Source organism: Gilliamella apis, assembly GCF_002142155.1.
Classification (GTDB): Bacteria; Pseudomonadota; Gammaproteobacteria; order Enterobacterales; family Orbaceae; genus Gilliamella; species Gilliamella apis.
This window is the reverse complement of record NZ_NASD01000002.1, coordinates 1-19,349: the sequence shown is the minus strand read 5'-3', so window position 1 is coordinate 19,349 and position 19,349 is coordinate 1. Positions and strand designations below refer to the sequence as shown.

Below are 19,349 nucleotides of genomic sequence, written 5' to 3'. Positions count from 1 at the left end.
AGTCGGTCTAACTGAAATAAAGTGAAATAAAACATGGTATTACTTGACAAGGGATGTCAAAATGCGTTATAATTTAAAACACCAAACACCAAACACCAAACCTGCCCAACTTTTAATTTAAATTCGTCTCGTTTTAGCCAGCAAAGTTTCGTTTTTTCGTGTAGTTTATTTTTTCAGCAATCCCTTAAATTGTTATTAAGATTGTTTTTATCTTGGTCGATTTTTTTAACTTTACTGCCTATTATCTCTCTATTCTTTTCATTTAATAGTCAAGCGCTGACCGCTTATACTACAAATGTTATTCATGGTAATGGCCCTTATTTAACTTTTGATGGTGGTCAAACACGCGCGATAGACTTAGACGAACTGATGAAGATATCCTTCTCTGATGGTACGACATTAACACCGGCAAGTAATAACTCAAATTCATCACATGCTATTTTACTGCCAGTTGCCGGTCAGAGCTTTGCCGATATTGATATGTTAGTGCCAACTAATGTTAATGCCATACCATTGAGTACCCTTATCGGTACGCCTTATAACTATTGGAATGATGATGATGGCGATGGTGATTTTACCGTTACAGGGAAGTTGTATTTATCTATCCTTGATAAATTTGACCGTCCGGTCACTCGTGACGATGTGCCTACCATTTGTAAAGCACCTTATCGAGTAATGTTAAGAACTGATGATGATATTATTTTATCCACCCGTTATGGCGTACCTAGAAGTCGTCGTTTTACCGCAAGTACTGTGAGTTATTATATTAAACCACAGCCAACAGCGGATATTTGCTCTGCTAGACCTCTGTTAGAATATAACGGCGAACGTGCTGGTCCTTTTTCTATGTGGGACCCAGGTTTGGGTTTTCTTGTTCAGTCATCCAAACCGTCATCTTACGGTCTGAATTTTCCTACTACTGGCGCAGATGGTTTATATTTTGATTTGGTGCTAGGTAGTATTGATACGCAATTAACATGGGAGGATGTTTCTCCTAACGGCGATATTAAAGCGACTATGACCTATTTAAATAGCTCAGACCCTAGTATTGTCCGGGTCACCTTAAATGGTCCCGTGGCTACACCGCAGCAATGGCGTGTAGATGATCCGGGTTGGGCAGGTAAGAAAATAATTGCTCCATCATTGCCTCAGACATTTGAGTTGGTAGGTAAAGGTAAAGATAGTCACAATAATGATATCATGTTGAAGTATGGTTTTGTGTTAAAACAGTGGTTTGTCAACCGAGGTAATAGAACAGCGCCAGCTTCCAGACAGGGATCTTGGTGTCTTAATCTAGGTTTAGGTTTAGGTTATCGTCTTCCGCGCCTTAGAGAATTAACTAACGCATCAGCATGTTCAGAAATATACTGTCCAAGTGTTGTTTATCCATCAAATAGTTATCATTATTCGCGACGAATTGGTGCCGGATTTTTAGCTGAGTGGGGTAATATGCAAAGATACAAGGATGAGGCTAAACAGCACTATGCCTATTGGTCGAGTGAACCGGTCCCAACTGATAAGGAAGGCAAAAATACGAGCAATAGCACCAGCCAGTTCGCCGCGACTGCTGTTTACGGTTTGATTACAGGGTTAGGTACTTCTGCTGCAGTAGCTTGCGTCACGGGGGATGAGAAGAAAGAAGATAAATAACTTTGCTAGAGCTTAAAAAAGAAGCTGATTGACGGGAGTGATAAAAGACAAGATGTAGCCGAATTCACCCCGATAGGTTTATTTTTGCGGAAAGGGGTTTTTGTAGAAAAAATTGAGGAAAGCACTTTTTATGCTCTAAAACCCTAACGCTACTTTAACCCCTAGTAAGATCAATATTAAACCTAATAATTTATCAATAATAAATTGAAGTTTGAAATAACGTCGCTGGACGATTTGGGTTTGAAAGATAAATACTACCAATGGCCACCAAAGTAAGGCTTCAAGCCAAATAATAAATGCGACGAGCAATTTATCCATTAAAGTTGAGTCTGCATTGAGTAGTTGGGTAAATATAGCCAGAAAAAACAGTGTCGCTTTCGGATTTAGTAAGTTACATAATAGCCCTTGCATAAATGCCGCCTTTGCGGTGACATTAATTGGCTGAGTTTGTTTGCTGATGTAAGTGGTAGCACTACTTTTAGCTAATAACGCTTTAATACCTATCCATAGCAAATAAGCAGCGCCAGCATAACGCAAGGCATTATATAGCCACGGGGTAGCGGTGATTAATACCGCAATACCTGCCACACAATAGCTCATATGAATGGCGATCGCGCTTATCACCCCTAAACAGGTCATTAATGCCATTTTTCGGTTGTAACTTAAGCTATTTTTTAAGACCAGAAAAAAATCTGGTCCCGGGGATATCATGCCTAAACAGCTAATAGTGATAACTAAAATTAAGGTATCGACGCTCATTTTTGCACTTGTGCCGCATTGTTTAATGTCGCGATATTCGATTTATGTTGTTCAATAAACTGTTTTTTATCAACATTCTCACCGTTTAAGTAATCGGTTAAAAATTTTGCATTGGTTTTAATTTGTGCACCATTTAGAATCAATCTCGGTAAATCAATTTGATAAATATTTTGATTAGGTGATTTTTGTAAATCATCAACATTTGCATTGGTTAACAAATAGAGTTTGCGCTCTTTTTCTGATAACTTTTTCACCGTTTCGGTGCCAGCTCCCATCATTAAATGGTCAGGGAAGATGTAAAATACAGTATTATCTAATATACCTTGCTGTTTCAGGTGGTTAATAAATTCCCCTAAATTATAATCGAGCGAAGCGGCCACAAAAGACATATTATCTTGTTTTGGGCTGATTACTGATGTCATGCGCTCATCATTAAAACCGTTTGGAGCATGAGTTGAGACAGTTGAGATAAATAGCGCAAAGGGTTTATCGGCATTTTGCAACTCTTGTATTTGCTGTTTAGCAATGTCTAATATATCTTTATCATACAATCCAAATGGTGCATTTGGATATTTGCCTACATAATTTTTTTCTGAAACGACTTGCATGCCTATTACTTCGGCGGTGTGGCCAATTCCTGCAAATTCCGGACCAGCCATAACATAGCGAGTTTGATAACCGGCTTGTTTTAGCACATCACCTAAGGTAACCAATTGAGTGGTATTTGCACCTTTTAATGGTGAAGTTGAATGTTCTCCGATTAAAAATGGCACACCAGTCATATAGGTATACATAGAAGCTGTTGTCCATGTACTACCTGCACTCATTGGCATATTAGCAAAGAAAGTATATTGTTGCTTGAGTTGTCTTAAATTTGGCGTGATATCAGCAAAATCTAAAAATCCTTGTTCGAAGGATTCTAACGACAATACAATTATATTTTTGCCTTTTTGGCTATCAAGTTGTGATTTTTCAACATAATCATTCATATTTAAGTTTTGTAACGCTTGGGCAAAAGTTGCTTTTGGGGCGCAAGTAACTTGATAGATTTCATAAGCACGACTAATAGGGCCGTTATGATAACTAATTGAGGCAACGGCAATGGCAACTAATAGTAATCGCCAGTGTAATTTACATTTATGGCGAAACCAGTTGGCTAATTTGCTGAGGATAAACACTAACCCCAAAAATACCACAATCACCAATAGCGCTTGCAGTTTAAAGATGAATAATCCTTCAATAATATCATTCACGTTCAGATTGACGTAAAACTGATAATCAATAAATCCACCACTAAAATAAATTGAGGTAAGCTCCATCACAATAATAACTGTCATTAAAATGATGGTGAATAATTGCCATTTTTTTTGTTTAAAAAACGAAGCTAAACTAATGGTTAAGATAAAAAGTGGTAAAACAACTAAAGTCGATAATGGCATAACAATCAATACTCATTTTTACTTTAAAATTTAAAAATTGTCCCAGTATATACTTAATAAACAGAAAAATAAAAATCGGAATTGATTGGTTAATACATTAACCAGTCTATTGCAATCAATGAAGATTTCTACTTTATCAACTATATCAACTATTTTACTTGAGTTATTTCACCTTAATGATAATAATTATTGTTTGTTGTTGATAATTGGAAGCATTAGCAATAAGATAGCTAACAAATATTTGCAACTGTTTTAAGGTCTACGCCATGTTGTGCTGGTTACGCAATGTTACAATTGTTTTATCAATGTCTTTATTTTGTTTATCAATAAGTTATGCCGATATCACTTTACCTACGCCACAAATGAAAGATGGCATGGGGTTATTTGATAGCCTTAAAAAACGTGCTTCAACTCCAGGCGGAGGGTTTCCAACCGGGATGGTTTCAGATGATGAACTATCAAGCGTGCTTTGGTCGGCAACGGGATTAAATCGAGGTAAAAATGGTTGGACGGTACCAATGGCTAGTGGTAAACAACCTTATGTTCGTCTTTATGTAGCTAGCGATAAAGGTGCCTTTTTATATGAATGGGAAGGACACTATCTTCGTGAGATAACTAAGCAAGATATTCGTGCTGACATTGGTATGCAAAATTTTACTAAGCGAGCACCATATATTGTTATTTTTGTAGCTGATGGTGCAAGTCTCAATGATTTTGATGCACAAAAAGCCAATGATTTTAGTCAAATTGCCGTTGGTGCTATGAGTCAAAACGTCTATTTGTCTGCTGCAGCATTAAAACTCAGCACTCGTTACATCCATTCAATAAAGCCTGACATTATTAGTCAATCGTTACAATTGCCAGAAAGCAGTAAACCTATAGGGATAATGTTGTTAGCAAAATAAGGAGTAAGCAGTGAAAAAGTATTTAACTTTAGTGTTACTACTGATTGCCAGTTTAGCGATTTTTAGTTCACCTTCTTACGCAACTGAAAAGAAGTATGCAAGCTGGAATGCGATTGTGGATGAAATGGATATCATTTTAAATGATGCTTATAACATCTATTTTATGAAAGACAGCGAAGCTGCTAAAGATCGAGTAAACAATGCTTATTTTGGTTTTTATGAAAAACATGGCGTTGAACGTGCGGTAATGTCTTACATTTCCGGCAAACGTGGCACTGATACCGAATACCAATTTGCTAAAATTAAACGATTAATGAGTCAAGGTGCGCCTAATAAAGTTGTGCGAACTGAGATTGATGTTATTCTGAAAATGCTCCACGAGGATGCTAACGAGTTAGATGGTAAAAAAGAGAGTGGCTGGAGTGTCTTCTTTGCCTCATTTATTATTATTTTCCGTGAAGGATTAGAAGCGATACTGGTGATTGCGGCAATTTCTGCATATTTAGTTCGTTCAGATAATCAGCCAATGCTTAAAGTCGTCTATCTAAGCAGTTTATTTGCGGTGTTTGCCAGCGTGTTGGCTGCTATCGCCTTGCATACTATTGTTGGTTTAAGTGGTGCCAATCAAGAAATTATGGAAGGTGCCGCCATGTTACTCGCAACAGTGGTGCTGTTCTTTATAAGTAACTGGATGCTATCTAAGTCAGAATCGAAAGCATGGAAAAATTATGTTGAAGGAAAGGTGCAAAGTGCGGTATCAACAGGAAGCAGTTTTGCGTTAGGGTTTGCTGCCTTTTTAGCTGTATTTCGTGAAGGAGCGGAAACGATCATATTTTATCAAGCTATGTTAGCTGATGCTAAAGATCACATGGATATGGTTTGGTATGGACTAGGTGTTGGTACCATCGTGTTGACTTTGGTATTTATTGTTATCCGCTTTGGCAGTGTTAAATTACCGCTTAAACCATTTTTTATTTGTACCAGTGCATTAATGTATCTTATGGCGATAGCCTTTGCCGGCGGTGGTGTGAAAGAGCTACAAGAAGCGGATATTATTTCGGTCACCCCAGTAGATTTTGTCCATTCAGTAGAGGTATTAGGCATCTATCCAACGGTTGAAACATTGGTGCCACAGTTAGTCATGCTAGTTGTCGTGATGCTCTCTATTATGTATTACAAAAAATATCATAAAAATTAAATAATATTATTATTCTTGGTGTAATTTAAACTTGAATAGTAATGAAAACATTGGCAGTAATTTGTAATTGATTAGTCATTAGTTTATTGATTAATTATTAAAGGGTAAAACAAGTTGTTAAAAAAATTAAGGAGTTTTCAATGAAAAAACTAATTATTTCTGCTGGTATTTCGTCAATACTTGCACTTTCTTCAATGGCAAATGCTGCTGCGCCGGCACCCGGTGAGGAAAAAGGTTTTGAAGAGTTTCCAATCGGTGAAGAAGTCACTGTTGGTCCATTACATATTGGTGCGGTTTACTTCCAACCTGTAGATATGGAGCCAGCTGGTATGGGTGGCTTACCTGCTTCTAAATCAGATATGCATATCGAAGCCGATATTTCTGCTGCCGAAGGTAATAAGTTAGGTTTTGGTGTAGGTGATTTTGTCCCTTACTTAACTGTAAAATATAAAATTCAAAAACAAGGTAGTGACAAAACTATCGAAGGTAATTTTATGCCGATGAATGCATCAGATGGCCCACACTATGGTAACAATATTAAGTTAGATGGTGCTGGTAAATATAAAGTTACATTCACAATCGAAAACCCTGAAAAACAAGGTTATTTATTGCATGTAGATAAAGAAACTGGTGTTGAAGGTCGTTTCTGGTCTAAACCAATCGAGGTTTCTTGGGACTTTGACTACATCCCTCGTGCATGGTAATAATTAGCTAAACTATTGGCGAGTGTAACAACTCGCCAATATACGTTGTAATCTTTAGGCAATCGTTATGCTCCAATATCTTATCAGTATTACCGATAATACTTTTGTACCTGTGATCATATTGGCACTTGTTAGTGCAGTGTTTGTTCAGTCAAACCTATATAGTGGTAAAAAATATCTTATCATTGGTTTTTTATTGGGAATGCTGGCGGCAATCATTTATGCAATCTTAAAGCGTAATACCGGTATTGCTGTTCGAGAGTACTATGACCTTGGTGTGATTATTCCGTGGTGCATCATTGTCATTCCATTGCTTATCTGCTGGTCGCTCAGAAATTCGTTCCAACAACCTATTATTAAGATTCTATTGGCTGTATTAACGGCTGTTGCCATAGGGCTGATTACAGCTCAATGCTTACCGAATATTTTACTCTACCCATTTGGATTTGATGTTGGCATGGAGTCAATATTCAATAATGATTATCTGTTTAAATGGGTTGGTTATGGCTTTGCTCTATTAGTTTGTGGTTTAATTGGCTGGTTGATTTATCGCCTTTGCGCTAGGTTATCAACTCGATTGGTGGTGGTGATTGCGACATTTGCCATTATTATCTTTACCATTCAAAACGGCATTAATCTACTACAAATATTAATTGTCAGACGATTTATCTCACCGCAACAGTGGATGATGGATTTGGTGATTTTTATTTTAGCGCATGTCAACTTGTTTACTTTTATCTTTATGGTGTTGGTATTACTACTCACTGTTTTATTATATACCAAAGCAAAAACCACCTCGCTGGTTGGTAATAATCCAGCCCAAATACGCAAACTTAAAGCAAGCTTACGCCGTGATCGTCGTACATCATTATTGTTAATGGCGGGAGTGGCTATTACTGCCTACACCGTCACTCGTGCTCGTTATATATTTGAAAAAGGGGTCGAACTCACCCCTGCTGAACCTGTTACGCCAAATGCTGATGGTTTAATTGTTATTCCATTAGAACAAGTTAATGACGGCAATTTGCATCGTTATGGTTATAAAACAACCGATGGCACATTAGTAAGATTTATTGTGATTAAGAAAAGCGAAAATGCTTATGGGGTTGGTTTTGATGCTTGTGATATTTGTGGGGCAAGTGGTTATTATCAACGAGGAAATCAAGTTGTCTGTATTTTATGTGATGTCGTGATGAATATTGCGACTATTGGTTTTTCTGGTGGTTGTAATCCCGTTCCACTTAAATATGAAATTTTAGATGGCAATATGATTATTCGACCTACGCATCTTGAAGCTGAAAAAAGTCGTTTTAAGTAAATGGTTTTAAAAGGAAGAAAATATGTTTCGTAGAATGTTACTTAGCGTGTTAGTTCGTCAAAAAAAGAAGCTATTTTTAATTGCCTTAACCGTTGCTTTAGGTGTATCGCTGGCGACTGCCATGTTAAATGTAATGTTTGATGTCGGTGATAAAGTTAATCAGGAATTAAAGGCCTACGGTGCTAACTTAAATATCGTTCCCAAAGGGGCTGCATTAGTTAATGAGTTATATCAACTAGATAATGCTGATACCCGAGCTGCTATTCAATATATCAAGCAAGATGATTTAGTAAAGATTAAGATGATCTTCTGGGCATATAACATAGTTGATTTTGCACCTTATCTTACTACACAAGTAACAGTTAATGATAAACCAGTTAGCTTAGTTGGAACTTGGTTTAATAAACATCTGACTATACCAACTGGTGATGAAGTTGACACTGGCATGTTAGCTATGAAGTCATGGTGGTCAATTGAAGGCAACACTATGAAGGATGATAATTTGCAAGGTGTAATGGTGGGTGAGACCATTGCCAAGCAATTGAATCTTAAACTAGGTGATAGCCTTGAGCTAATTTCACCATTAACCAATAAAAAAGTTACTTTAACTGTAAATAATATATTCCACAGTGGAGGGATCGAAGATTCTCAGCTTTATGTGTCACTTCCTGTCGCGCAAAATCTGGCTAATAAAGACGGTTTGGTTGAACGGGTAGAAGTGAGTGCATTAACCACGCCCGAAAATGATTTAGCCCGTAAAGCAGCACAAGATCCAAATAGCTTATCTCGAACTGAATGGGATACATGGTACTGTACCGCTTATATCAGTTCGATAGCCTATCAATTGGAGGAGTTAATGCCCGATGTTAGGGTTAAAGCAATTATGCAAGTCGCTGAATCAGAAGGATCAATCTTACAAAAAACACAGTTATTAATGATATTGTTAACTGTTTTATCCTTAATCTGCTCGGCGCTAGCAATATCCAATTTAGTTACTGCCAATGTGATTGAGCGTAGTACTGAAATTGGTTTATTAAAAGCGTTAGGGGCAACAAATATTTCGGTAGCGATGTTAATCCTTACTGAAATACTGATCATTGCTTTACTCGGGGGGATGGTTGGTTATTTTGTCGGTCTTGGCTTTGCGCAAATTATTGGCCAAACGGTATTTGGTTCGTTTGTTGAACCTAAGATGATAATTATTCCACTGGTATTAATTATGGTAAGCATGATCACCTTATTAGGCAGTTTACCGGCACTACGTATTATGATGTTTTTACGCCCAACCGATGTGTTGCATGGTCGGTAAGTGAGGCTAAATGATGATGAATAAAAATCAACGCTTTATTTTAAAAACGCTGCTTAGTTCGTTAATTCGCCGCCGTTCCCGGATTGCTATTGCTCTACTCGGTGTAGCGATAGGTGCCACGGTTTTACTTGGTATGGTTACACTTTGTTATGATATCCCAAGACAAATGGGACAAGAGTTTCGCTCTTATGGTGCCAATCTGCTGTTGATGCCGGCTAATAATCAACCTACCATGCCAATGACCGAAGTAAAAAAAGCCGTTAGCTTACTACCGCAAGATAAACTATTAGGGGTTACCCCATTTCGTTATGACTCTATCCGCAGTAATCAACAGCCTTATACCATTGTCGGCACCCAGTTTGATCAAGTTATCAATACTAGCCCTTATTGGAAAATAGAAGGTGAAGTGCCGAAAAACCCAAATGAAATTATGATCGGTACCGATATTGCCCATTTTGCTAAGCTTAGCATTGGTAGTACGATGCCGATTTCAGGAAAATCTAAACAAAATTCGCGCTTCGATGAAGAATTAACTATTACCGGCATCGTCAAAACCGGTCGAGCTGAGGATAACTTTATCTTTATTGAACTCAATGATCTGGAAACGTTACTCGAAGAAAACAATCAAGCCGAAGTGGTCGAAATAAGTATTACGGCAACGCAAGATGAGTTACAGCGCTATATTCAAACCATTAAAGATAATTCCAGCTATGTCGAACCTCATCTTATAAAATGGGTTACACAATCGGAAGCATCGGTGCTCGGTAAACTGTCATCTTTACTCTATTTGGTCACACTAGTGGTGTTAATTTTGACAATGATCTGTGTCGCCACCACTATGATGACGGTCGTTATGGAGCGCCGTAAAGAGATTGGTCTGAAAAAAGCTATTGGTGCAACCAATAAAAGTATTGCCAAAGAATTTTTAGCCGAAGGATTAATTTTAGGTATTGTCGGTGGTGTGATTGGAGTGATTTGTGGTCTGATTTTTGCTCAAGTAATCAGTGCTAACGTATTTGGGCGATCAATTGTAATTGAATTTTATTTAATACCAACAACGATTATTATTTCGGCTGTGGTAACCATTATTGCGTGTTTGATTCCAGTAAAACGTGCACTTGAAGTTGAACCAGCATTAGTTTTACGTGGCGAATAGGATAGTAAAGTATGAATATGCTCGAAGTAAATAATGTATCTAAAATCTATGGCTCATTACATGCCTTGTCTGAAGTCAACTTAACCGTTGAAGAGGGTAAATGGTTATCTATTATGGGACCATCAGGCAGTGGTAAAACAACCTTAATGAATATTATTGGTTGTATGGATAAACCGTCATTAGGCTCTGTGATTTTAGATGGACAAGATATTACCCAGTTGTCATTACCACAGCTGACGGAAATTCGCCGTGATAAGATTGGTCTAATCTTTCAACAATTCCATCTTGTTTCCTATTTAACTGCATTAGAAAACGTAATGGTGGCGCAATATTATCACAGTATGGTAGATGAAAAAGAAGCCTTACAAGCATTAGAACGAGTTGGACTTGCGGCACGGGCCAAACATTTACCACGCCAATTATCGGGTGGTGAACAGCAAAGGGTCTGTATTGCCAGAGCGCTAATTAATTATCCAAAACTGATTTTAGCTGATGAGCCAACTGGTAACTTAGATGAAAGTAATGAAGCAATGGTTATGAACTTACTACATCAACTTCACGAAGAAGGAAGTACAATCATCGTTGTTACGCATTCGCCTGAAGTATCAAAACATGCGCAGACTACGGTGGTTCTTGAACATGGTAAGGTAGCAAGTATTATCAATAATTAATAATTAAAGGGTCTATATTTATGAAAAATCGCGTTGTTACATCTGTATTATTTATATTCATCGGGGCGCTACTTATTTTATTCCCGCTTTATATTTTACCTGTCTGCCCGTTGCCTGATGCGCAAGCTATACCTGCTACAACGGTGGCAGGGGATGGGCATATACATATGCATTCAACTCCAGGTAAAATTATGAAATGCTTTTGGACTGCAAGGGCTGAAATTGGTATTGGTAGTTTAGTGATTGCCATTGGTGCGTTAGTACTATTTAGTCGCTCACTATTTGTCCGTATGGGATTGAGTATGGCGTTAGCTTGCACTGCAGTTTTAGCGGCAGCTATTCCAACTATTTTAATTGGTGTTTGTGGCAATGAGATGATGCGTTGTAATATGGATGCCAAACCTGCACTGATTTTATTAGCTATCGTTTTGGCAATTGCTGCAATCAGCAATGTGCTTTATTTGAATAAACAAGTAAATAAACAAATAAGATAAACAGTATTAAGTAAGTATCAACAATCAACATTAGTCACCATCAGCCTTAATACAACAAAATATAGAAAACGAGAACTAAAACATGCAAGAAAAACCGATTACTATAGCAAATTTGGCATGGCGAAACATTCAAAGACGACCATTTCGGAGTTGTTGTTTGATTATCATTATTATGCTGTTTTCCGCTACGCTATTTGGCGGTAGCGTGTTAATGAAAAATCTGAGTTTAGGTATTTCCGGTATGGCTAATCGTTTAGGCGCGGATATTCTTGTTGTACCTTACGGTTATGAAAAAAATCTTGAAGTGGCATTGTTACGTGGTGAACCAAGCAGTTTTTATCTAAAAGCGGATTTGATGGATAAAATTAAAGTAATCAAAGGGGTTAAAGCTGTCTCCCCCCAACTGTTTATCGCTTCATTGAATGCTGGTTGCTGTACATCTAAAGTACAACTAATTGGTTTTGATCAGCAAAGTGATTTTGTGATCAAACCTTGGTTGCAAACGCAGTTAAACCAACCATTGAACAATAATCAGGTTGTTGTTGGTAGCAAAATTACGGCCAATGTCGGTGATGAAATTAAGTTTTTTAATCATCCATTTAAAGTCGCAGCCAAAATGGATAGTACCGGAATGGGCTTTGATACCTCTGTATTTATGACAATCCCGACAGCACAGTTACTGATGAAAGAAGCGAACCTAATTGAAGGCGATACTGAACACTTTGCTAACTATGTATCATCAATTTTTGTTAAAGTCGATCCTGATTATCAGCCTAAAGATGTTGTTAATCAGATGATGCCGAAATATGCTATTGACTACAATATTGATTTTGTGATGACCAAAGGCATGTTAAGTAATATTTCCAAATGGCTAAATGGTTTTTCAACTATTGTCTATAGTTTATCGGCAATTTTCTGGGTACTGGCGATTATTGTCATCTTTGTGATATTTTCATCATCACTTAATGAACGTAAACGTGAAATAAGTCTATTACGTATTTTAGGCGCTTCACGTAGTGATCTGGTTAAAATGTTACTGCGAGAATCGCTTATTATTAGCGCCCTAGGTGGCATTGCCGGTATTGTGATCGCTGGTGTATTAATTTATGCCTTTAGCTTATTGATTTGCCAGTCGATAGGTTTGCCATGTATGAACATTTCCATTACTGACGGATTTATTTATGCATTAATGGTATTTATGTTGACGTTAATTATTGGTCCACTGTCTAGTATTTATTCGGCATTATCGTTGACTAAATTTGATACTTATCAAACATTAAGAGAGGGTGAATAATGTTATTGGATGTCAAAAACCTTCGCAAAGATTATCAACGTGGTTCGCAACATTTCTCAGCGGTAAATAATGTTAGTTTTTCAATGGCGCAAACCGATTTCATCAGTATTATGGGCAAATCAGGTAGTGGTAAAACGACGTTACTTAATATGATTGCTGGGTTATTGACCCCGACTCAAGGTAAAATTACCATTAATGGTACCAACTTATTTGAACTTGATGATAAACAGGTATCAGCATTTCGTAATCAAAATATTGGCTACATTCCACAAGGTAGTAGCTTATTACCCAATTTGACCGCACTGGAAAATATTCGCTTACCATTTTATTTAACTAAACGGGAAAACCAATCTAGCTTAAATTATGCGATGGAACTGCTTGAAAAGGCTAAAATCGGCTACTTAAAAGATACTTATCCTGCGAATATGTCGGGAGGAGAAATGCGTCGAATTGCTATTTTACGGGCGCTGATTTGTCGGCCAAAATTAGTGATTGCCGACGAACCTACCAGCGATCTTGATGAAGAAAGCTCCGCACAAATTATGGCATTATTAACCGAGATTCACCAACAAGGTACAGGACTATTAATTGTTACTCATGATAATGATGTAGCAAATTATAGCCAAAGAACGCTAAAAATGTCCTCAGGTCGATTAATCGATTAGTTTGCACTAATGGTATCTCGAGTAATTATAACAATAGTGGATTACAGCCCATATCGATCATAATTTTATTTAACTTTATCAGCGGTAATCCAACTAATGAATTAATATCATCACCTTCAAGCTTATCAAAAAGGGTGATACCTAATTCATCACATTTAAAACTACCAGCACATTGTAGTGGCATCTCTTTCGCGATATAAGCATCAATTTCTGCATCAGTTAACTGGCGAAAAGTAACCTTAAACGGTTCACAAATTGTTTGCGATTGGCCGGTACGAGTATCAATGACGGTCATTCCGGTATAAAAGTAAAACGCTTTACCACTGCTATTTCTCAATTGTTGTTGGGCATTTTCAATGGTATGTGGTTTGCAAACAATCTGATCATCCAGTACACCTACTTGATCAGAACCAATAATCAAACTATCAGGATAATTAGCCACTAACGACTGCGCTTTGGCATTAGCTAAACGCACCACCAATTGCTGTGCACTTTCATTTAGCAAAGGCGTTTCATCACAAATGGGTGGTACACACTCAAACGGAATGGCTAATTTTTCCAATACCTTTTTACGTGATAACGATGTCGATGCTAAGATAATTCTCATTGCAACTATTCTCTTTAGATTCATGGCGAAAGATGAGCATTAAAACCGATATAACGGTAATAATCAACTGTCAGTAGTGTTATAAAGTTATCCAGCAACGATGGTCTGTGTGATTTTGGGCCTATTGTCTAAATGGCTTATCAATCACTTATTTTCGATAAGTTTTATTAACTACTAAATTAGTTAAACTGCAAGTAATTGCAACAAATCGTTGTTCATTGAATTTCAGACGTTTTATTGTTTGGTGGCTATTTCAATACTGAGGATACGTCCGAGTAAAGTGGATTTGCGCGAACCCTCTTTACTCGGAAGTAAATTTTAAATTAAATCTAGCGTACCACTAACACTGATGTTTGTGCGCCACGCACCACTCCTGAGGCATTTGATCCCAGTAAGTGTGTTGAGATATTAGGACGTCTTGAACCTAAAATAATTAGATCTGGTTCAATTTCTTCGGCTATATGTAAGATCTCATCTCTTGGATTACCAAAAGCGATTGAAAAAGATAAATTTTCCCGTGGTAAATTAATCGTATCAATCAAACGATGTAACCACTGTTCTGTTTGTACAGTAGCTTGATCTTTAAACTCATCAAAACCAAATGAGTAAGCATTCACGATAGCCGATGCAACTGGTAAGGTATGAAAGAAGATAACTTGTGCATTGGATAATTTTGCTAAACACTCAACATGAGGGATCACTTTTTGAGTGAGTTCATCTTCAAGCACATCAATCGGAACTAATATTTTTTTGTACATAACGCCTCCTCACAATATTTAAACTTGGCTTTACCATTTTATTGGTGAAGGCCAACGGTATTGGTTCAGTATGATACTAATTTTAAATGAAATCCAATTGTTACATGACTATCCTAACGCGAATTTAAAAGATTGAAATAATTTTTTTGCAAAATCATGATGGAGATCAACTATAACTAACATTATTTATCATCATGACCTTAAACCGACACTAAAACAAACAATAACAAACAATTTGCGTGGTCGCCGCGGGAGATTGTAAAGAGGGTTCGCGCCAACCCTCTTAACTCGGACGTATTCACCGTATAGAAACAACCACAAAACAACAAACGTCCGAAACTCAAAGAATAAAAAAATTTGAGGAGAGGGGTTTTTAAAGCCTAAAAAACTATCCAATAAATTGCTAACGTTAGTTATAACATCAGCTAGTTCCAATAATAAAAGTTTATTTTGGCAAATAAGTTTGGTGTATTTAATTTAGCGACATTCGCAATGTGCTGACAACTGAGTGAGGTTAGCATGGCAAACAGGGATGTTTGGCAAGGAGCGTTAAAAGCGAACGAAGGCGGAAGGCAGTCACATCGTGACCACTTGCGTGGTCGCCGCGGGAGATTGTAAAGAGGGTTGGCGGCAACCCTCTTAACTCGGACGTAATCACCATATAGAAACAACCACAAAACAACAAAACGTCCGAAACTCAAACAACCAAAAATTTTGAGGAGAGGGGTTTTTAAAGCCAAAATCCATCCAATAAATCGCTAACGTTAGTTATAACATCAGCTAGTTCCAATAATTAAAGTGTATTTTGGCAAATAAGTATGGTGTATTTAATTTAGCGACATTCGCAATGTGCTGACAACTGAGTGAGGTTAGCATGGCAAACAGGGATGTTTGCCAAGGCTGTGTTTTGTCAGGAACAAATCACAGCCGGTGCGTTAAGAGCGAACGAAGGCGGAAGGCAGTCACATCGTGACCACTTGCGTGGTCGCCGCGGGAGATTGTAAAGAGGGTTGGCGCCAACCCTCTTAACTCGGACGTATTCACCGCATAGAACTAGCCACCAAACAACAAAACGTCCGAAACTCAAACAACCAAAAATTTTGAGGAACGGGGTTTTTAAAACTTAAATTCCTACTTATTGTTAACCCTTTTTTTTAACTTAAAATAAAGTATTTAAAAAATCAATATGTTGAAAAATGGCTCAAAAAAAGGGTTTTTATTGGTAAAAATGGACTTTGCCTTTTTACCAACTGCATTTATAGTATATTGGATTCTAGTTCACTACCGTGTAGGTAGTTTAGAAAGCCGCCTTGTTTTTTAGTGCGTTTTTTAATTGGTTCACTACCGTGTAGGTAGTTTAGAAATTCACGGCGTTTGCTCGGTATTAATCAGCACGGTTCACTACCGTGTAGGTAGTTTAGAAATGTCCCTGCGGTGAATTTAGGAGGTAATTATCGTTCACTACCGTGTAGGTAGTTTAGAAAACATTGTTACATTTTTATTTATTTCTTTTTCTGTTCACTACCGTGTAGGTAGTATAGAAATATATAAGTGGCGGTATAGGTAATATCAAGTAGTACACCGCTTATTGAGTAGGTTAAAAATAGTGATTTTTTAAGAGGGGATAAAGGGGATATTATTTCTAAAAAACAGCAAATAATCGATGCTGTTTTCGAGCTATCAGTGTTCATCTTTACAAAAGTTAACAATTAAACCGTCAAAAAAAGTTGCATGGTTTTTTGCAATCACTATACTTTTATAGCATATTTATACGAATGGATAAATTTTATGCCATTAGGCTTAAAATTTTAAATAAATCATAAAATTGGATTGACAAGGATATCTGATATGGATTATAATTTTCAACACACAACACACAACACACAACCTGCCCAACCTATAAATTCACCTTTCTAAAGTTAAGCTCACGCCGTTTATTATTTCACTACAGTTTATTATTTCAGCAATTCCCGAAATTTCAGCAAAATTTTTCAAAATTTCTTAGTTTAGTCTTTTTATCTCGGCCGATGGTTTTGGTATTAACCGTAGTTATTTTACAATCTATCTCTTTTTCTAACTATGCATTAACCACTAAAACGACCAATATTATTTATGGCTCAGCCCCATATTTAACCTTTGATGGTGGTCGTACCCGGGTAACCAATACCGAAGCGCTACTCGGGATATCGCTTTCTGATGGTAGAACATTTACTCCCACAACCAATAATTCGAGTTCAACTAATCCTATCGAGTTACCTGTTGTTGGTCAGAGTTTTAATGATATTGGTATGTTAATACCAACGGATACTAATTCTATTGCATTAAGTTCACTTATTGGCACACCGTATAATTATTGGGGAGATGATGATGGAGATGGTCAGGGAGTTAATGGTGTCACCGCTACCGGTAGTTTATATTTATCTATTGCTGATAAAATTGGTCGAACTGTTGCCCGTAATGAAGTGCCGACTATTTGTGATAACAATAAAGCACCATATAAATTAACCTTATCAAATAGTGAAGGTAGATTAACAACACGTTATGGGGTACCTAATGAAAGTCGTTTTGGTGCAGGTAGAGCCATTTATTATATTAAACCTAATCAAACGCCAACGGTTTGTTATGCAAGACTTCAAGTAGATTGGGGTAGAGGTCTTTCTAATGCCGTTTGGAAATATTATTGGGGTTTTCTACCACAGTCATTTACGCCATCGTCTTATGGTTTAAACTTCCCGACTACTGGTGCTAATAATTTGTATTTTGATTTAATTATTGCCGGCACTAATCAGGCCTTATCTTGGGCCCCGGTTTCTCATGGTGGTATTACGGCGACGATGACCGATTCAACAAGTACCAGCGTTCGAGTCACCCTAACGGGTCCTGTTGCTACACGATCGCAATGGGAATCAGAAAATCCAGATAGAATCGCAAGACCATCATTACCGCAGACATTTGAGTTAGTCGGTCGTGATAGCAGTGGTAATGCGGTGGTCAAATATGGATTTGAGTTAAAGCTGTGGTTTGTTAGTCGTGGTGTTTCTTATAATACCTATTCTAGTACGGAATCTTGGTGTAATAAGATTGGAGGATACCGTATGCCTAAGGTTAGGGATTTAACTAATGCGAATTGTCGGGGAGGGTGTCAAAGTGCAACGCCTTCGTCACCTGATAATGAGTATCGGCGTCACATTGGTGGAGGATTTTTCACGGAATGGGGGCCGGTGCACCATTACACTGGTAGTTCCTTCCACATTAACGGCGGCAGCTATTGGACGGGCGAGTATGATTATATGCATTCTGTATTTAATGCGGTTGACTCGTCGGATGGTGCGATAGTACGTGCTCCGCTGGACCACAACGGAGTCCCGAAGTGCGGCGGAGTCTGTGTCTATCCTTAGCTATTATTTCTTAGTTCTTAGGTATTGAAGCTGAGGATAAGAAAAATAATGTTAGGGCGATAAAAGCAATTTTGTGGTGCGACTTTGGCAACGTGCTGACAACTGAGTGAGGTTAGCATGGCAAACAGGGATGTTTGGCAAGGCGGTGCTTTGTCAGGAACAAATCACAGCCGGTGCGTTAAGAGCGAACGAAGGCGGAAGGTAGTCACATCGTGACCACTTGCGTGGTCGCCGCGGGAGATTGTAAAGAGGGTTCGCGCCAACCCTCTTAACTCGGACGTAATCACCGTATAGAAATAACCACAAAACAGCAAAACGTCCGAAACTCAAACAACCAAAAATTTTGAGGAGAGGGGTTTTTGAAAATTAAATTCCTACTTATTGCTAACCCTTTTTTTTGACTTAAAATAAAATTTTTAAAAATCAATACGTTGAAAAATGGCTCAAAAAAAGGGTTTTTATTGGTAAAAATGGACTTTGCCTTTTTGCCAACAACATTTATAGTATATTGGATTCTAGTTCACTACCGTGTAGGTAGCTTAGAAAGATTTGTGAGCCAACGGTTAGTTTTTCTATCGGTTCACTACCGTGTAGGTAGCTTAGAAAACATGTATCGTTTTAAACCGTTCTAGCGATATGTTCACTACCGTGTAGGTAGCTTAGAAAAGTCAGCAGAAACGGTGCGAGTTATTGATAAAGTTCACTACCGTGTAGGTAGCTTAGAAAGTGATAGGGTTCTGGAATAAAAACAGTTATAGGTTCACTACCGTGTAGGTAGTTTAGAAATACACCGCTTATTGAGTAGGTTAAAATGGTGATTTTTTAAGAGGGGGATAAAGGGGCTATTATTTCTAATAAACAGCAAATAATCGATGCGGTTTTCGAGCTATCAGTATTTTCTTTACAAAAGTTAACAATTAAACCATCAAAAAAAGTTGCATGGTTTTTTGCAATCACTATACTTTTATAGCATATTTATACGAATGGATAAATTTTATGCCATTAGGCTTAAAATTTTAAATAA

The 19,349-nt window shown here is 37.6% G+C and carries 16 protein-coding genes and 2 CRISPR repeat arrays; of the genes, 12 read left to right on the top strand and 4 right to left on the bottom strand.

Annotated features, from left to right (window positions below; genetic code table 11):
* Window positions 1–189 precede the first annotated feature (189 nt).
* Window positions 190–1,650, top strand: a complete 1,461-nt coding sequence (locus tag B6C84_RS01335; protein ID WP_086353863.1) for a hypothetical protein — start codon at window positions 190–192, stop codon at window positions 1,648–1,650.
* Window positions 1,651–1,785: 135 nt separating this feature from the next.
* Here B6C84_RS01335 and B6C84_RS01330 read toward each other — a convergent pair whose 3' ends face one another.
* Window positions 1,786–2,409, bottom strand: a complete 624-nt coding sequence (locus B6C84_RS01330) for a LysE family transporter (protein ID WP_065651430.1) — start codon at window positions 2,407–2,409, stop codon at window positions 1,786–1,788.
* Window positions 2,406–3,848: an LTA synthase family protein gene (locus B6C84_RS01325; protein ID WP_086353864.1), complete on the bottom strand. Its 1,443-nt coding sequence runs from the start codon at window positions 3,846–3,848 to the stop codon at window positions 2,406–2,408. The genes B6C84_RS01330 and B6C84_RS01325 overlap by 4 nt, the downstream gene beginning before the upstream one ends.
* A 266-nt stretch (window positions 3,849–4,114) precedes the next feature.
* Between B6C84_RS01325 and B6C84_RS01320 the strand changes: the two genes are divergently transcribed.
* From B6C84_RS01320 to B6C84_RS01275, 10 genes are all read left to right on the top strand, one after another.
* The gene (locus B6C84_RS01320; protein WP_086353865.1) at window positions 4,115–4,753 is read left to right on the top strand and encodes a nitroreductase family protein; all 639 of its coding nucleotides are present in this window, start codon (window positions 4,115–4,117) and stop codon (window positions 4,751–4,753) included.
* 10 nt (window positions 4,754–4,763) lie between these two features.
* Window positions 4,764–5,951, top strand: a complete 1,188-nt coding sequence (locus B6C84_RS01315; protein WP_217332072.1) for an FTR1 family iron permease — start codon at window positions 4,764–4,766, stop codon at window positions 5,949–5,951.
* Between the two features lie 140 nt (window positions 5,952–6,091).
* Window positions 6,092–6,655 (top strand): iron transporter, encoded by a 564-nt coding sequence (locus B6C84_RS01310; protein ID WP_065578501.1) that lies wholly within the window; start codon window positions 6,092–6,094, stop codon window positions 6,653–6,655.
* A gap of 67 nt (window positions 6,656–6,722) precedes the next feature.
* Window positions 6,723–7,973 carry a Fe-S-containing protein gene (locus B6C84_RS01305; protein ID WP_086353866.1) on the top strand — a complete coding sequence of 417 codons (1,251 nt, stop codon included), beginning with the start codon at window positions 6,723–6,725 and terminating at the stop codon, window positions 7,971–7,973.
* 22 nt (window positions 7,974–7,995) lie between these two features.
* Window positions 7,996–9,282, top strand: coding sequence for an ABC transporter permease (locus B6C84_RS01300; RefSeq protein WP_086353867.1), 1,287 nt, complete (start codon window positions 7,996–7,998; stop codon window positions 9,280–9,282).
* Between the two features lie 16 nt (window positions 9,283–9,298).
* A complete protein-coding gene (locus tag B6C84_RS01295) occupies window positions 9,299–10,438 on the top strand; it encodes an ABC transporter permease (RefSeq protein WP_217332245.1) in 1,140 nt (379 codons plus the stop codon).
* Between the two features lie 11 nt (window positions 10,439–10,449).
* Window positions 10,450–11,109 (top strand): ABC transporter ATP-binding protein, encoded by a 660-nt coding sequence (locus B6C84_RS01290; protein WP_065563564.1) that lies wholly within the window; start codon window positions 10,450–10,452, stop codon window positions 11,107–11,109.
* Between the two features lie 20 nt (window positions 11,110–11,129).
* Entirely contained in the window at window positions 11,130–11,603 is a 474-nt protein-coding gene (locus tag B6C84_RS01285; protein ID WP_086353868.1) for a DUF4418 family protein, read from the top strand.
* 82 nt (window positions 11,604–11,685) lie between these two features.
* Complete coding sequence (locus B6C84_RS01280) at window positions 11,686–12,897, top strand: ABC transporter permease (RefSeq protein ID WP_086320505.1); 1,212 nt, start codon at window positions 11,686–11,688, stop codon at window positions 12,895–12,897.
* Entirely contained in the window at window positions 12,897–13,562 is a 666-nt protein-coding gene (locus B6C84_RS01275) for an ABC transporter ATP-binding protein (protein WP_086320506.1), read from the top strand. Before B6C84_RS01280 ends, B6C84_RS01275 begins: the two co-directional genes overlap by 1 nt.
* 25 nt (window positions 13,563–13,587) lie before the next feature.
* Here B6C84_RS01275 and B6C84_RS01270 read toward each other — a convergent pair whose 3' ends face one another.
* Together B6C84_RS01270 and B6C84_RS01265 are read right to left on the bottom strand one after the other, a co-directional pair.
* Entirely contained in the window at window positions 13,588–14,169 is a 582-nt protein-coding gene (locus B6C84_RS01270) for a Maf family protein (RefSeq protein WP_065651421.1), read from the bottom strand.
* 329 nt (window positions 14,170–14,498) lie between these two features.
* Window positions 14,499–14,927 carry a universal stress protein gene (locus tag B6C84_RS01265; RefSeq protein WP_034904481.1) on the bottom strand — a complete coding sequence of 143 codons (429 nt, stop codon included), beginning with the start codon at window positions 14,925–14,927 and terminating at the stop codon, window positions 14,499–14,501.
* 1,276 nt (window positions 14,928–16,203) lie between these two features.
* A CRISPR array of direct repeats spans window positions 16,204–16,471; the repeat unit is 28 nt; unit sequence GTTCACTACCGTGTAGGTAGTTTAGAAA.
* A gap of 483 nt (window positions 16,472–16,954) precedes the next feature.
* Here B6C84_RS01265 and B6C84_RS01260 point away from each other — a divergent pair.
* Window positions 16,955–18,325, top strand: a complete 1,371-nt coding sequence (locus B6C84_RS01260) for a hypothetical protein (RefSeq protein ID WP_086361333.1) — start codon at window positions 16,955–16,957, stop codon at window positions 18,323–18,325.
* 518 nt (window positions 18,326–18,843) lie between these two features.
* Window positions 18,844–19,111: a CRISPR direct-repeat array (repeat unit 28 nt; unit sequence GTTCACTACCGTGTAGGTAGCTTAGAAA).
* Window positions 19,112–19,349: the final 238 nt, after the last annotated feature.